The sequence below is a fragment of the Flagellimonas rhodophyticola genome, from assembly GCF_049332665.1.
In the GTDB taxonomy this organism is placed as follows: domain Bacteria; phylum Bacteroidota; class Bacteroidia; order Flavobacteriales; family Flavobacteriaceae; genus Flagellimonas.
The window spans coordinates 1,641,544-1,656,704 of the sequence record NZ_CP186326.1; the positions used below are offsets into that span (position 1 = coordinate 1,641,544).

Here is a 15,161-nt window from a genome sequence, read left to right on the forward strand (position 1 = left end):
GGTAACCCATGTTATACTACTTGTTCGATTTTTTAGAGAAACAATACCAATTGCCAGGGGCAAGCCTTTTCGGATTCATGACCTTTAGGGCGGCCATGGCAGTATTGCTATCTCTTTTAATTGCAATGGTATACGGTAAACGAATAATTCTCTTCCTACAAAAAAAACAGATAGGTGAGAGTATTCGGGATTTAGGTTTGGAAGGCCAAAAACAAAAAGCGGGCACCCCTACGATGGGAGGGTTGATTATTATCATATCAACACTTTTACCTGTGCTATTGTTTGCTGATATCAAGAACATTTATGTCATTCTTTTGATTATTACCACCATTTGGATGGGTATCATTGGCTTTATCGATGATTACATAAAAATCTTTAAGAAAGATAAAGAAGGTCTAAAAGGTCGATTCAAAATAATGGGTCAAGTGGGATTGGGCTTGATTGTAGGGTCAGTTTTGTATTTCCATCCTCAGGTGACTATCAAAGAAAAAGATACTACTCGAATTACCGAGGATTTTAGGGTAGTAGAAGTTTTTGGACAGGAAACGAAGGCGGTGAAAACCAATGTGCCTTTCATGAAGGATAATGAGCTTGATTATGCCGATTGGATTTCTTGGGCGGGCGATGGAATGACCGACTACGCATGGTTGATTTTTATTCCTGTGGTGATTTTTATCATTACCGCGGTGTCCAACGGCGCTAATTTAACCGATGGTATTGATGGTTTAGCAGCCGGTTCGTCGGCCATAATAGCCATGGCATTGGCAATATTTGCCTGGGTATCAGGTAATATTCAATTTTCGGACTATTTGGACATTTTCTACCTGCCAAGAGTAGAAGAACTTGTAGTCTTTTTAGCTGCATTTGTGGGTGCCTTGGTAGGATTCCTTTGGTATAACGCGTATCCGGCGCAGGTGTTTATGGGCGATACGGGAAGTCTTACAATCGGTGGAATTATTGCCGTGATAGCCATAATAGTCCGCAAAGAATTGTTGATTCCATTATTGTGCGGAATCTTCTTTGCTGAGACACTATCGGTAATGCTACAGGTCAGCTATTTCAAAAGAACCAAAAGGAAATATGGTGAAGGGAAACGATTGTTTTTGATGGCTCCCCTGCACCATCATTTTCAAAAGAAATTATATCACGAGAGCAAAATAGTCACACGGTTTTGGATTATAGGTATTCTATTGGCCATTGTCAGTATTGTGACGCTTAAGATTAGATAATGGCTCGCTTGGTAGTACTTGGGGGAGGTGAAAGCGGCGTCGGAACAGCCATTTTAGGCAAAAATGAAGGATTTGAAGTCTTTGTTTCAGACAAAGGAGAGGTAAAAGAAAAGTACAGCAACGTTCTTGAACATTTTGAGATTGAATGGGAATCAGGTAAACATACCGAATCCAAGATTCTAAATGCCGATGTGGTAATGAAAAGCCCGGGAATTCCAGATAAAGTACCCTTGGTGCAAAAACTGGTTGAAAAAAGCATTCCAGTGATTTCTGAAATTGAGTTTGCATCAGAATATACCAATGCAGTTTTAATCGGCATTACCGGAAGCAATGGAAAGACCACCACGACCATGTTGACCCATCATTTGTTAAAAGATGGCGGAATAAATGTGGGAATGGCTGGAAATATTGGTGATAGCTATGCTAAAATGGTGGCTGAACAAGATTTTGACCAGTATGTGTTGGAAATAAGCAGTTTTCAATTGGATGGTATTGTGGATTTCAAACCACACATAGCCATTTTGACCAACATTACACCTGATCATTTAGACCGATATGACTATCTGTTTGAGAAATATATCGCTTCGAAATTTCGAATTGCCATGAATCAAGATGGAAATGACTATCTGATTTATGATGCCGATGATGAAGTAATTCAAGACTGGCTTAAAAAGCACCCAGTTCAATCCAAATTAGTTCCATTTTCCTTAAGGGAAAAGCAAGAACAGGGAGCTTGGCTCGAAAATGAAATAATAAAAATGAACGTAGAACATAAAACCTTGGAAATGAGTACAGATATTTTGGCCCTTCAAGGGCAGCACAACGTAAAAAATACCATGGCCGCGGGATTGGCTGCACTTTTGGTAAACGTGAGAAAGGAAACTATCCGTAACAGCATCCAGACATTCCAAGGTGTCCCGCATCGATTGGAGCAGGTACTGAAGATAAATCACGTAGAATACGTAAACGATTCTAAAGCAACCAACGTTAACGCAACATATTATGCACTAGACGGCATTAAAAAACCTATCGTTTGGATTGCTGGAGGAGTTGACAAAGGGAACGATTATTCCGAGTTGATGCCCTTGGTTCGTGAAAAAGTAAAAGCAATTATCTGTTTGGGAATGGACAACACCAAATTAAAGGATGCCTTTGGTAACGTAATCGACTTAATGGTCGAGACATATTCCATGGAGGAGGCTATTAAAGTTGCCTACAAAATCTCTGAAAGAGGAGATTCTGTATTGCTTTCACCAGCATGTGCAAGTTTCGACCTTTTTGAAAATTATGAGGATAGAGGAAATCAATTTAAGACAGCAGTCAAAAATCTATAAATAAAAATACCATGTTGGCGGTTTTTAAAAATTTGAAAGGTGATAAAGCTATTTGGGGCGTAGTGGCCCTATTGGCGCTTTTCTCATTTTTGCCAGTATATAGTGCCAGCACCAATTTGGTGTACGTAAATGACGATGGTACAACTATTGGACATATAGTAAAGCATGCCATACTCTTGTTTTTAGGTTTTGGAATCATCTATGCGGTCCATCGGATACCAACACACTATTTTAAGGGACTTTCTATCATTGCCTTGCCCATTGTGTTGATTCTCTTGGCATACACACTGACTGTGGAGACTAAAATTGGTGGAGTAACGGCAAATAGGTGGATTAAGATTCCCTTTGTTGGTGTCAACTTTCAAACGTCAACACTGGCTTCGGTAGTATTGATGATTTGGATTGCGCGTTACCTGACGAAAGTCAAGGATGTAGCCATTACTTTCAAGGAAAGTATTTTGCCGCTTTGGTTGCCAACTGCCCTAGTAGTCTTGTTGATTTTACCTGAAAACTTTTCGACAGCAGCCATTATCTGCTTTTTAGTATTGGTGCTCTGCTTCTTAGGAGGGTACCCCTTAAAATATTTGTTCAGTATAGTTGGAGCAGGTCTTGTTCTGGCTTCGATGTTTTTGTTCGTGGTGTTTAAGACCCCTGAGGTAATTCCAGGGCAGAGGGCAACAACGTGGAAATCAAGAATTGAAACCTTTTGGAGTCCTGAAAAAGCAGGGAAAGACGATCTGCATCAATTGACCTTGGCAAAGATTGCCATAGCAGAAGGTGGAGTTGTAGGCAAAGGCGCAGGAAAGAGTGTAATCAAGAACATGCTTTCCCAAAGTACATCCGATTTCATTTTTGCCATTATTATTGAAGAATATGGATTGCTGGGAGGAGGTGCATTGCTATTTTTCTATCTGCTATTGCTTTTTCGGATAGTGGTTGTAGCGAATTCAGCAAAAACAGTTTTTTCAAAATTACTGGTAATAGGTGTTGGACTGCCCATTGTTTTTCAAGCCTTTATTAATATGGCGGTGGTGGTCCAATTGTTTCCGGTAACAGGGCAACCGTTGCCCCTGATTAGTATGGGAGGGACATCCATTTGGATGACCTGCATGGCGATTGGAATTGTATTGAGTGCGAGCAATAGAAAAGAAAATTTAGAGGAGGAATCCTACGATATAGACGAAACCAATCCTTTAGAAGTATTAAGTGGACAATTATAGATTTATATTTTCTGGAGGAGGTACAGGAGGACATATTTATCCGGCGATCGCCATAGCTAACGAACTAAAAAAAAGACATCCACAAGCGGAGTTTTTGTTCGTAGGAGCAAAGGATAAAATGGAAATGGAAAAAGTACCACAGGCAGGTTATAAAATTGAAGGCTTGTGGATAAGTGGATTACAACGGAAGCTGACATTGAAAAATCTCATGTTTCCAATAAAACTAATAAGTAGTTTGTTGAGAGCACGCAACATAGTAAAAAGGTTTCGACCCGATGTGGCTATTGGCACCGGAGGATTTGCTAGCGGTCCATTACTGCGTATGGCCGCGGTTTCCCGGGTGCCCTGTGTGCTTCAAGAACAAAACTCCTATGCGGGAATAACAAATAAGCTGTTGGCTGGAAAGGCAGACGCTATATGCGTTGCCTATGACAACATGGAGAAGTTTTTTCCAAAGGAAAAAATAATTAAGACGGGGAATCCGGTACGTTCCGATTTGGTCAACCTTAATGTTGATAGAGTGGCTGCCATCCAGTTTTTTGGATTAGACGCAAACAAGAAAACCGTTTTGATTATTGGAGGAAGTCTTGGTGCCAGACGAATCAACCAACTAATTGCAAAAGAACTAGGGTTCTTTGGTCAGAAGGGCATTCAGCTTCTATGGCAATGTGGAAAACTTTATTATGATGAGTATAAAAAGTTCGATTCTGAGAACATTGCAGTAAAGGCATTTCTAAACAAAATGGATTATGCTTATGCAGCCGCTGATATTATTATTTCAAGAGCGGGAGCCGGTTCGGTATCCGAGCTTTGTTTAGTTGGAAAGCCTGTAATTTTCATCCCTTCACCCAATGTGACGGAAGACCATCAGACGAAAAATGCAAAGGCTTTAGTGAATAAGGAGGCAGCCATATTGTTAAAAGAAAACCAACTGGACGAAAAGTTTGAAGAAACCTTTTCGGAATTGATGAATTCCAATAGCATGCAAAATTCGTTGGGAATCAATATCAAAAAATTGGCCTTGCCAAAAGCTACGGAGCATATTGTTGATGAAATAGAAAAATTATTATCGTGAATGTAAAGGATATACATAACGTCTTCTTTATTGGTATTGGAGGGATAGGTATGTCCGCTTTAGCGCGCTATTTCAATTTTGTGGGTAAGAAGGTAATGGGCTACGATAAAACCCAAACCCCAATTACTGACGAGTTGGTGGAAAATGGGATAGATGTTCATTTTGAGGATCAATTGAGTTTGATTCCCGAATCTTTCAAAGATGTTGAAAATACCTTGGTGGTTTATACTCCAGCTGTACCTGAATCGCATTCGCAATTGCAATTTTTCCGAAAAAATGGCTTTGAGGTAAAAAAACGCTCTGAAGTTCTGGGGATAATTACGAAGGATACCTTCTGCTTTGCGGTTGCAGGAACCCATGGTAAGACCACCACGTCATGTATTTTGGCACATATCCTTAAGGAAACCGGTACTCCAATAACCGCATTTTTGGGTGGTATTTCGGAAGATTTCAATAGCAACTTTGTACTCGAAGGAACCGAATACTCTGTGGTGGAGGCTGACGAATTTGACCGTTCTTTTTTACAATTATCACCGAATGTTGCTTGTGTGACATCTATGGATGCAGATCATTTGGATATTTATGGAAATGATGAAGCACTACAGAAATCCTTTGTCGATTTCACCAAGAAAATAAAACCCGAAGGAGTCCTTTTTGTGCGGAATGGATTGCCTTTGTCTGGATATACCTACGGTATTGGGGAAGATGCCGATTATCGTATAGAAAACATTTTAATTGAACGTGGTACCTACATATTTGATTTGATCACGCCTTCAGAAGTGTTGAAACAAGTTCGTTTTAATAAGCCTGGAAGGCACAATCTGCTGAATGGATTAGCTGCTTTTGCCATGGCGGTGCAAACAGGGACCCCACCCCACCGCCTAGCCAAAGCTTTGGGTACATTTAAAGGCGTACAGCGCAGGTTTTCGTACCAATTGAAGGAAAAGGATTTTGTGTTTATTGATGATTATGCCCACCATCCAACAGAAATTAATGCCGTTTATGATGCGGTGAGGGAGATGCATCCGGACGAGGAGGTGACGGTAATTTTTCAACCCCATTTATTTTCAAGAACAAAGGATTTTGCTGATGACTTTGCATCCAGTCTTTCAAAGTTCGATACCATTTTGTTGATGGAGATATATCCGGCACGTGAAAACCCCATTGAAGGTATTACATCCACTTGGTTATTGGGGAAAATAGATAACCCGAAAAAGAAATTGGTTTCAAAAGAGAATTTAATAAAAGAAATAAAGCATTGTAAAACGGGAGTTTTGGTCACCATGGGAGCTGGGGATATAGGATTAGAAGTGCCAAAAATCAAAAAAGAATTGGCTTATGCGAATTAATTGGAATTACATCAAATTAGCCTTCTTAGGTGTGGCCATAGGTGGACTATATGGCTTTGCCGACTACAGAAGCAAACAGAAAAAAGTAACAGATATATCCATTAATTTTTTGGGAGACAACAGTTTATATTTAACCGAAACCTCAGTTAATAAATTGTTAATACAAAATTATGGCCCCTTAAAAAATAGGTCTAAAGAACAGTTAGCTTTGAATACCATAGAGGAGGTAATTCTGTCCAACGATATGGTGAAAAATGCCCAGGTCTATCTTACTATAAATGGAGAACTTATATCTAAGATTGTTCAGCGTAAACCGATTGGGAGAATAGAGGGAGTCTCTAAATTTTATTTAGATGATTTAGGAAAGCGTATGCCACTTTCCAACAATCATTCGGCAAGGGTTCCCATTATTACCGGCGAAATCACGGGTAAAACCTTGGAAGACGCCTATACCATTCTCAATTATATCAATGAGGATGATTTTTTGCGAAAAAATGTTATTGGCATTCATATTGAGGAAGAAGGAAAATATCAGCTCAAGTTTCGTTTGGAAAACTTTGTGGTGAATTTAGGAGGAGTTGAAAACCTTAATGAGAAGTTCAAAAATTTTATGGCGTTTTATGCAAAAGCAACCAAGGATAATTCTTTGGAGAAATACGCTGTTGTGAGTTTGGAATTTGACAATCAAGTGGTTTGTACCAAAATTTAAAATATGGAACAAGGTAAATATTCAGTTGGGTTGGACATTGGAACTACAAAGATCGTAGCGATCATTGGAAGGGAAAATGAATACGGTAAAATTGAGATTTTAGGAACAGGGAAGTCTAAAAGTTTGGGCGTTCACCGAGGGGTGGTTAATAATATAACCCAAACCATTTCCTCTATCCAACAAGCTGTTGAGCAAGCAGAAGTGGATGCAGGATTAAAAATTGGCTCTGTAGTTGTTGGTATAGCGGGCCAACATATCCGAAGTCTTCAACATAGCGACTACATAACCAGACCAAATTCTGAGGAAGTAATTAACGATGATGACCTGGAAAAGTTGTGCAACCAGGTATACAAGTTGGTGATGCTTCCGGGAGAAGAAATTATCCATGTATTGCCACAAGAGTATAAGGTAGACGGTCAATCAGAAATTAAAGAGCCCAAAGGAATGTACGGCGGTCGCTTGGAAGCCAACTTCCATGTGGTGGTAGGACAAGTTTCCTCTATCAAAAATATTGGGCGATGCATTAAAAGCGCAGGACTCAACCTTGGAAATATCACTTTGGAACCCTTGGCGTCGGCAGAAGCAGTTTTAAGTCAAGAAGAAAAAGAAGCGGGAGTAGCTTTGATAGATATAGGTGGTGGAACTACGGATTTGGCCATTTTTAAAGATGGAATAATCCGTCACACTTCGGTGATTCCATTTGGAGGTAACGTAATTACCGAAGATATCAAAGAAGGTTGCTCCATTATTGAGAAGCAAGCCGAGCTTTTAAAGATAAAATTTGGTTCAGCCTGGCCTGGAGAAAACAGGGATAATGAGATTGTTTCTATTCCCGGATTAAGAGGCAGGGAGCCAAAAGAGATAACGTTGAAGAATCTGTCAAAAATAATTCACGCACGAGTAGTTGAGATTATAGAGCAGGTATACGTTGAAATCAAAAACTACGGACACGAAGATCAGAAGAAAAAGCTGATTGCAGGAATTGTTCTAACCGGTGGAGGTAGTCAATTGAATCACCTAAAACAATTGGTGGAGTACATCACAGGAATGGACACCCGTATTGGTTACCCCAATGAACATTTGGCAGGAGATTCAGACGAAGAAGTAGCAAGTCCATTATATGCAACAGCGGTAGGACTTTTAATGAATGCTTTGGAAACCAAGGCCGGTAGTGTGTTGGAAAGTGAAGAGGAGCAGGTAGAAGAGGAAGTATTGGTAGGACAGGAAAGCACAGCAGGTCAATCTGTACGTACGCAGACAGTACCTAGAAAATCAATTTTTGATAAATGGTCTGAGAAATTGAAGGATTTTTTAGACAATGCAGAATAATAACCCCATAAATAACAAACAGAAAACTGTCATGAGTAAGAGCACCGAATTTGACAATATTGCTTTTGACCTTCCAAAGAACAAAAGCAACGTAATAAAAGTGATTGGCGTAGGAGGTGGTGGTAGCAATGCCATCAATCACATGTTCCAGGCCGGTATTAACGGAGTGGATTTTGTAATCTGCAATACAGATGCACAAGCGTTACAGAATAGCGCTGTTCCCAATAAAATTCAATTGGGAGTTTCATTGACCGAAGGACTAGGCGCTGGGGCCAATCCAGAAGTTGGCGAACAAGCAGCACTAGAGAGTGCGGAAGACATTAAGGTAATGCTTGAGCATACTACCAAAATGGTCTTTATCACTGCGGGTATGGGCGGAGGAACAGGAACAGGTGCAGCTCCCGTCATAGCCAAAGCGGCCAGAGAAATGGATATTCTTACCGTCGGTATCGTAACCATACCTTTCCAATTTGAAGGTGCAATGCGGAATAAGCAGGCACAAGCAGGAATCGAAAAGTTACGGGCTAATGTAGATTCACTGATAGTAATAAACAACAATAAGCTAAGGGAGGTTTACGGTAATTTGGGGTTCAAAGCCGGATTTTCCAAAGCGGATGAAGTGTTGGCAACCGCAGCAAGAGGTATTGCCGAAGTAATAACCCATCACTATACGCAAAATATTGACCTGAGAGATGCAAAAACGGTGCTTTCCAATAGTGGGACCGCAATTATGGGGTCATCTACCGCATCCGGTTCTGCAAGGGCAGGTGAGGCCATAGCAAAAGCTTTGGATTCGCCATTGTTGAACGATAACAAGATCTACGGAGCAAAAAATGTACTCTTACTTATTGTTTCGGGAACACAGGAAATTACCATTGATGAAATCGGTGAAATCAACGACCATATTCAGATAGAAGCTGGCCACGGAGCCAACATTATTATGGGTGTTGGAGAAGATGAAAACTTGGGTGATGCAATTTCTGTAACCGTTATAGCTACAGGTTTTAATGTGGACCAACAGGATGAGATTGTAAACACCGAAACCAAAAAGGTTTTTTATACCCTGGAAGATGAGCAGACTGCGGAGCAGGAATTGACTGCTGAAACTACTGCAGTGCAGGAAATCAATATTGAGAAAGCTCCAGCCGATCCAGAGCCGACGGTCGTTCGGCATACCCTTGAAATGGAAGAACCAGAAGAGGCAAAACCCGAAGCGCCAGAATCTGAACTTATCCCTACTACCAATTACATCAAAAACTTCAATGTTTTTTATGAAGAAGTAGTTCCGGAAAATGTGGAAGATGATTTTGTAATCATTGAAGCCAAGCATATTTTAAATGACATTGAAGTTGTAGAACCTGAGGTTGTTTCTCCTGAAGCTGCTGCTGAGGACCAGTTTGCTTTGAGCTTTGATATGCCATTGAATACTAACAATACCAAAGAAGAAGAGGAAAAAGAGCACACGATCACCTTTAATTTGGATGATAGTGTAAAGGATATTGATGTAAATGAATATGTTGAGGTAAAGCCCGTTCTAGAATATAAAAAGGAAGGTGAAACACGCTATGACCTCGAGGAGTACATGGAGTTGGAAACACAGCTGACAGGTGCTAGATCAGTAGCTGAGACCCATGAACCCAAAATAGTGGAGGATGAATTGGTTTTCGAAAAGAAGACCATAAAAACAGAAGCTTCTGCAACCAGTGAAGATACTTCAGGTAATGTTGACCCTTTTAACAGTTCTATTAGTGATATGCTGAAAGATAGAGCTGACGAGCGCAGAAAGAAGCTTAAGAATTTCAATTACAAATTTCAGAACAATAGAAATAGTATCGATGAAATAGAGAAGCAGCCTGCTTACAAGAGACAAGGGGTTGATTTGAATGATGCTCCGCAAGAACAAAAAGTATCAAGGACAACTTTGAGTGAGGATAGCAATGATGATTTGCAGTTGCGTTCCAACAACTCTTTTTTGCACGATAATGTTGATTAGTAGTGTTTAAATTGACTCCATTTTTTAATGGAAAACCTAAACCCGTTAGTTAAGAGACTTTCGGGTTTATTTTTTATCTTCGCAGCCCAAAATATAGAGAAAATGAGTTTGCAAGATCAAGTAATGACAGAGATGAAAACGGCCATGAAAGCTAAGGATACTGTGGCTTTGGAATCTTTGCGAGCTATTAAATCTGCAATTTTATTGGCTAAGACTGATAAAGGCGGGGGTGGAGAGCTGTCGGAAGAGGATGAAGTAAAACTGGTTCAGAAATTGGTAAAACAACGTAAGGACAGCGCATCCATTTTCACAGAGCAAGGGAGAGAAGATCTAGCGGCACCAGAATTAGCCCAAGTGGCGGTAATTGAAAAGTTTTTGCCAGAACAACTTACTGAAGAAGAAATTGAAAAAGTGGTGATACAGACCATCGATTCTATTGGAGCTTCAGGAATGCAAGATATGGGTAAGGTAATGGGAATTGTTTCAAAAGAATTGGCGGGTCAAGCCGATGGAAAAACGATATCCACCATAGTACGGACAAAATTAAGTTCATAATAAAAGAAAATAAGGCCACGTAGCTCAGCTGAATAGAGCACTGGATTTCGGCTCCAGCGGTCGTAGGTTTGAATCCTACCGTGGTCACAACCATTGAAAAACGCTCAAGTAAACTTGAGCGTTTTTTTTATTGGAAATATTTTAAAATATTCTCTTATCACAAAGCTTAGTTTTATTTTCGTTAATATTGTTAAACAGTATGAGTGTACATCTGATATGGATGTATCAAAATTTACTTCAACCTCATTGAGCATCTGACCCTAGCTCACAGAAAAATTTACGTACATAGTCTATTTTTAAATGAGGAGAGCTATTATTGCTGTTTTGGCCATTTTTTCAATCCAACAAGCACTTTCGCAAAGAAGTGATTTATCCTTCGGTTTAACACCGAAATATAGGGCTAATGGCTATGGATTGGATTTTAGTGCCAATTACTATCATACCGTAACAGATTACTACCACTTGTCTCTAGTGGCTTCTTTTGCTAAAGAACAGCCAGATTCCACTGTTGAGTACCCCTATGAGGACTATTTGTTGAGTCTAGGTTATTTCACAACCATATTGACCTGGCCGAACAGGGGCTTTTCCATTTTCTTTGGAGGAGGAGCCACAGCAGGTTACGAGAAGATTAATGAGGGTAAGCCCGAGGTTTTGTTTGAGGTTCAAATTCCTGAAAGTGGTTTTGTATATGGTGTTTTTGCTTCTTTTGAACTGGACTTTTTTCTTACCGACTCCTTGTCACTGATTGTTCCAGTGGAAGGGATGTATCATTTTAACAGTAAGGTTGATAAATCTATGCTCTTATTGGGCGCAGGAATTCGTCTTTATCTAAAGTAATATCACCTGAAGTGGAATAGTGTCAATTTTTTTTACAGGGATACTTGAGTGTATAAATGAAAAAACTCCGGTAATCAGCCGGAGTTTATTCATCAATCAAAAAACGAACAGTCATGATAAACTGTTGTAGGATTACAAATTACAACTTTCTTGCCAAAAAACAAATTTAAGGTTTGTTTAACTGTAATTTGTGCGGATAATCTTATGATTATCCCAAATAAGTCTTTAATATTTTGCTTCTAGAGGTATGTTTCAACCTTCTGATTGCTTTTTCCTTTATTTGACGAACACGTTCTCTTGTTAAGTCGAAAGTTTCACCAATTTCTTCCAAAGTCATTGAATGTTGACCCGCTAAACCAAAGTAAAGGCGGATAACATCTGCTTCTCTTGGTGTTAATGTTTCCAAAGCTCGCTCAATCTCCGTACGTAAAGATTCGTGCAACAAATCTTTATCTGGATTTGGCGACTCTCCACTTCGCAATACATCATACAAGTTGGAATCCTCACCATCAATCAATGGTGCATCCATGGATACGTGTCTACCTGAGTTTTTCAAGGACTGTTTTACGTCTTCAACGGTCATGTCCAATTCCTTGGCAATTTCTTCAGCAGAAGGAATTCGCTCATGAGCTTGCTCCAAGAAAGCAAAAGTCTTGTTGATTTTGTTAATGGAACCAATCTTGTTCAAGGGCAAACGAACAATACGAGATTGCTCGGCCAAAGCTTGAAGAATAGATTGACGAATCCACCAAACAGCATATGAAATAAATTTAAATCCACGGGTTTCATCAAAACGTTGTGCGGCCTTGATTAATCCCAAGTTTCCTTCATTGATTAAATCAGGAAGGGTCAATCCCTGGTTTTGATACTGTTTTGCAACAGAAACCACAAATCTGAGGTTGGCTTTAGTTAATTTTTCTAAGGCTATCTGGTCTCCCGCTTTAATTCGCTGTGCCAATTCTACTTCTTCATCGGCAGTGATCAAGTCCACTTTACCGATTTCCTGTAAATATTTGTCCAACGAAGCGGTTTCCCTATTGGTAACCTGTTTTGTAATCTTTAACTGTCTCATTTATTTTCCCTTCAAATTAAATTTGTGAACCGGAGCTCATTAAGTTATACGTTGGAAAATGCAAAAAGTTACATTTTGATAAAGATTTCTTGATTTTTTGTTGTAAAAAAGGCCCCAAGCAGTGCTTGGAGCCTTTAATTTCAACGAATTGACTAAGATTTAGTCTCTTCTTGGTTTTCTATCACGATTACCACCTCTGCGGTCTCCGCCTCTTCTGTCATTGTTTCTTGGTGGACGCTCTACATAACCTTCAGGTTTTGGTAAAAGCGCTTTTCTAGAAACTTTTTCTTTTCTGGTTCTTGGATCAAGACCAAAATATTTCACATCAAAAACATCACCCATGTTCACAACATCGGATACATTTTCTGTGCGTTCCCATGCCAATTCGGATACATGAAGCAGTACTTCATTGCCTGGTGCCTCAACATATTCTACTACAGCACCAAAGTCAAGCATCTTAATTACTTTTACTTCGTAAACGCTACCAACTTCCGGTTTGAACATTAGGGCATCGATTTTCGCAATAACAGCATCGATACCTTCTTGTCCTGTACCTAAAATTTCCACAATACCTTCTTCAGTATCTGGATCTTCGTTGATCACAATTGTGGTATTGGTCTCTTTTTGTAATTCTTGAATCACTTTTCCTCCGGAACCAATTACTGCACCGATATATTCGCCAGGAATAATTTTAGTAACAATTTTTGGAGCGTAAGACTTAACGTCTGCACGAGGGGACTCAATTGTATCAGTAAGGTGTTTTAGTATATGCAAACGACCATCTTTGGCTTGCATCAAAGCTTTTACCAATATTTCATAGGATAAGCCTTTTACCTTGATATCCATTTGACACGCAGTGATACCATCTGCAGTACCTGTCACTTTAAAGTCCATATCTCCCAAGTGATCTTCATCACCCAAAATATCGGATAAAACAGCATATTTACCGGAATCTGCATCGGAGATCAATCCCATGGCAATACCTGAAACAGGTTTTTTCAACTGAACACCGGCATCCATCAACGCCATGGTACCAGAACAAACTGTTGCCATAGAAGATGAACCGTTGGATTCCAATACCTCGGAAACAACTCTTACAGTATAAGGACAATCTTCAGGAATCATTCCTTTTAAAGCACGTTGGGCCAAGTTACCGTGACCTACTTCTCTTCGTGAAGTACCACGGATTGGTCGGGCTTCTCCTGTTGAAAAAGGAGGGAAGTTGTAGTGCAAATAGAAAGTTTCTTCACCTTCGTAGGAAGGCATGTCTATCTGGTTAGCTTCTCTGGATGTTCCAAGAGTTACAGTAGCTAAAGCCTGAGTTTCACCCCTTGTAAAGATAGAAGAACCGTGCACAGATGGTAAATAATCAACTTCACACCAAATTGGCCTGATTTCATCAGTTTTTCTACCATCAAGGCGCAAACCATCATTAAGGGTTAAATCCCTTACGGCCGCTTTTTCTGCTTTATAGAAGTATTTAGTAACTAAATCACCAAAATCTTCCAGTTCTTCTTCAGAAAAGGTAGCTTTTATTTCTTCTTTAATAGCATCAAAGGCAGCACTTCGTTCATGCTTAGCTGAGCCAGCCTTGGCCACAGCATAAACCTTATCATAGGTAAGGTCATGTATTTTTTTGGCTAGATCTTCATCTTCTCTCTCAGGTTCGTACTCTCGTACTTCTTTCTTGCCAAAAGCTTCGGCCAATTTTATTTGTGCGGCACATTGTACTTTAATGGCTTCATGTGCAAATTTAATAGCTTCGGTCATTTCCTCTTCGGAAATCTCATCCATTTCTCCTTCAACCATCATTACAGAATCTGCTGAGGCACCGATCATCATATCAATATCGGATTCTTTTAATTGCTCTCTGGTTGGGTTGATAACGAATTCACCATTTACACGGCCGACTCTGGCTTCTGAAATGGCACATTCAAATGGAAAATCTGAAAGTTGGATTGCAGCGGAAGCGGCAAGTCCGGCCATAGCATCAGGCATTACATTCTCGTCATGAGACATTAATTGAATCATTACCTGTGTTTCGGCATGATAATCTTTAGGGAATAAAGGTCTTAGTACCCTATCCACTAAACGCATGGTCAATACTTCACCGTCACTTGGTCTTGCTTCTCGTTTGAAGAAACCACCTGGATAGCGTCCTGCAGCGGCAAATTTCTCGCGATAATCAACTGTAAGCGGTAAAAAATCAACATCGCTTTGTTTGTAATTGGAAACAACTGTACATAATAACATACACTTGCCCGATTGGACAACAACAGAACCATGGGCCTGTTTTGCCAATTTTCCGGTTTCGATAGAAATTTCCCTACCGTCACCGAGGTCAATGACCTCTTTAAAAGTTTTTGGAATCATAAAATAAATCTTACCCACTAAAATTGATGTGGGTCGTTAAACATTTGGTCTACCGCCATCCGGACGGTCGGGTTGTGTTGTTGTTG

12 protein-coding genes and 1 tRNA gene are annotated in these 15,161 nt (G+C 39.9%); 11 read left to right on the forward strand and 2 right to left on the reverse strand.

What is annotated here, in order from left to right:
* Positions 1-8 precede the first annotated feature (8 nt).
* The 11 genes from mraY (at position 9) to ACOKFG_RS07415 (ending at position 11,630) form a co-directional block, all read left to right on the forward strand.
* Positions 9-1,229, forward strand: a complete 1,221-nt coding sequence (mraY, locus tag ACOKFG_RS07365) for a phospho-N-acetylmuramoyl-pentapeptide-transferase (RefSeq protein WP_298794457.1) — start codon at positions 9-11, stop codon at positions 1,227-1,229.
* On the forward strand, positions 1,229-2,563 hold the full coding sequence (gene murD, locus ACOKFG_RS07370; protein WP_298794459.1) for a UDP-N-acetylmuramoyl-L-alanine--D-glutamate ligase: 1,335 nt from the start codon (positions 1,229-1,231) through the stop codon (positions 2,561-2,563). Before mraY ends, murD begins: the two co-directional genes overlap by 1 nt.
* 11 nt (positions 2,564-2,574) lie before the next feature.
* The gene (locus ACOKFG_RS07375; protein WP_422862120.1) at positions 2,575-3,783 is read left to right on the forward strand and encodes an FtsW/RodA/SpoVE family cell cycle protein; all 1,209 of its coding nucleotides are present in this window, start codon (positions 2,575-2,577) and stop codon (positions 3,781-3,783) included.
* Positions 3,770-4,858 (forward strand): undecaprenyldiphospho-muramoylpentapeptide beta-N-acetylglucosaminyltransferase, encoded by a 1,089-nt coding sequence (gene murG / locus ACOKFG_RS07380; protein WP_299488233.1) that lies wholly within the window; start codon positions 3,770-3,772, stop codon positions 4,856-4,858. Before ACOKFG_RS07375 ends, murG begins: the two co-directional genes overlap by 14 nt.
* Positions 4,855-6,207: a UDP-N-acetylmuramate--L-alanine ligase gene (gene murC, locus ACOKFG_RS07385; RefSeq protein ID WP_299488230.1), complete on the forward strand. Its 1,353-nt coding sequence runs from the start codon at positions 4,855-4,857 to the stop codon at positions 6,205-6,207. The genes murG and murC overlap by 4 nt, the downstream gene beginning before the upstream one ends.
* On the forward strand, positions 6,197-6,916 hold the full coding sequence (locus tag ACOKFG_RS07390) for a cell division protein FtsQ/DivIB (RefSeq protein ID WP_298794468.1): 720 nt from the start codon (positions 6,197-6,199) through the stop codon (positions 6,914-6,916). Before murC ends, ACOKFG_RS07390 begins: the two co-directional genes overlap by 11 nt.
* A gap of 3 nt (positions 6,917-6,919) precedes the next feature.
* Positions 6,920-8,245 (forward strand): cell division protein FtsA, encoded by a 1,326-nt coding sequence (gene ftsA / locus ACOKFG_RS07395; protein ID WP_299488227.1) that lies wholly within the window; start codon positions 6,920-6,922, stop codon positions 8,243-8,245.
* Between the two features lie 31 nt (positions 8,246-8,276).
* Complete coding sequence (ftsZ, locus tag ACOKFG_RS07400) at positions 8,277-10,238, forward strand: cell division protein FtsZ (RefSeq protein WP_298794471.1); 1,962 nt, start codon at positions 8,277-8,279, stop codon at positions 10,236-10,238.
* A 102-nt stretch (positions 10,239-10,340) separates the two neighbouring features.
* On the forward strand, positions 10,341-10,793 hold the full coding sequence (locus ACOKFG_RS07405; RefSeq protein ID WP_298794473.1) for a GatB/YqeY domain-containing protein: 453 nt from the start codon (positions 10,341-10,343) through the stop codon (positions 10,791-10,793).
* Between the two features lie 13 nt (positions 10,794-10,806).
* Positions 10,807-10,880 (forward strand) — tRNA-Arg (locus ACOKFG_RS07410).
* Between the two features lie 213 nt (positions 10,881-11,093).
* Positions 11,094-11,630 carry a conjugal transfer protein TraO gene (locus ACOKFG_RS07415; RefSeq protein ID WP_422862121.1) on the forward strand — a complete coding sequence of 179 codons (537 nt, stop codon included), beginning with the start codon at positions 11,094-11,096 and terminating at the stop codon, positions 11,628-11,630.
* Positions 11,631-11,838: 208 nt separating this feature from the next.
* Here ACOKFG_RS07415 and ACOKFG_RS07420 read toward each other — a convergent pair whose 3' ends face one another.
* Together ACOKFG_RS07420 and ACOKFG_RS07425 are read right to left on the reverse strand one after the other, a co-directional pair.
* Positions 11,839-12,702 (reverse strand): sigma-70 family RNA polymerase sigma factor, encoded by an 864-nt coding sequence (locus ACOKFG_RS07420; protein WP_055393867.1) that lies wholly within the window; start codon positions 12,700-12,702, stop codon positions 11,839-11,841.
* A gap of 159 nt (positions 12,703-12,861) precedes the next feature.
* Positions 12,862-15,075 carry a polyribonucleotide nucleotidyltransferase gene (locus ACOKFG_RS07425; RefSeq protein ID WP_422862122.1) on the reverse strand — a complete coding sequence of 738 codons (2,214 nt, stop codon included), beginning with the start codon at positions 15,073-15,075 and terminating at the stop codon, positions 12,862-12,864.
* Positions 15,076-15,161 lie beyond the last annotated feature (86 nt).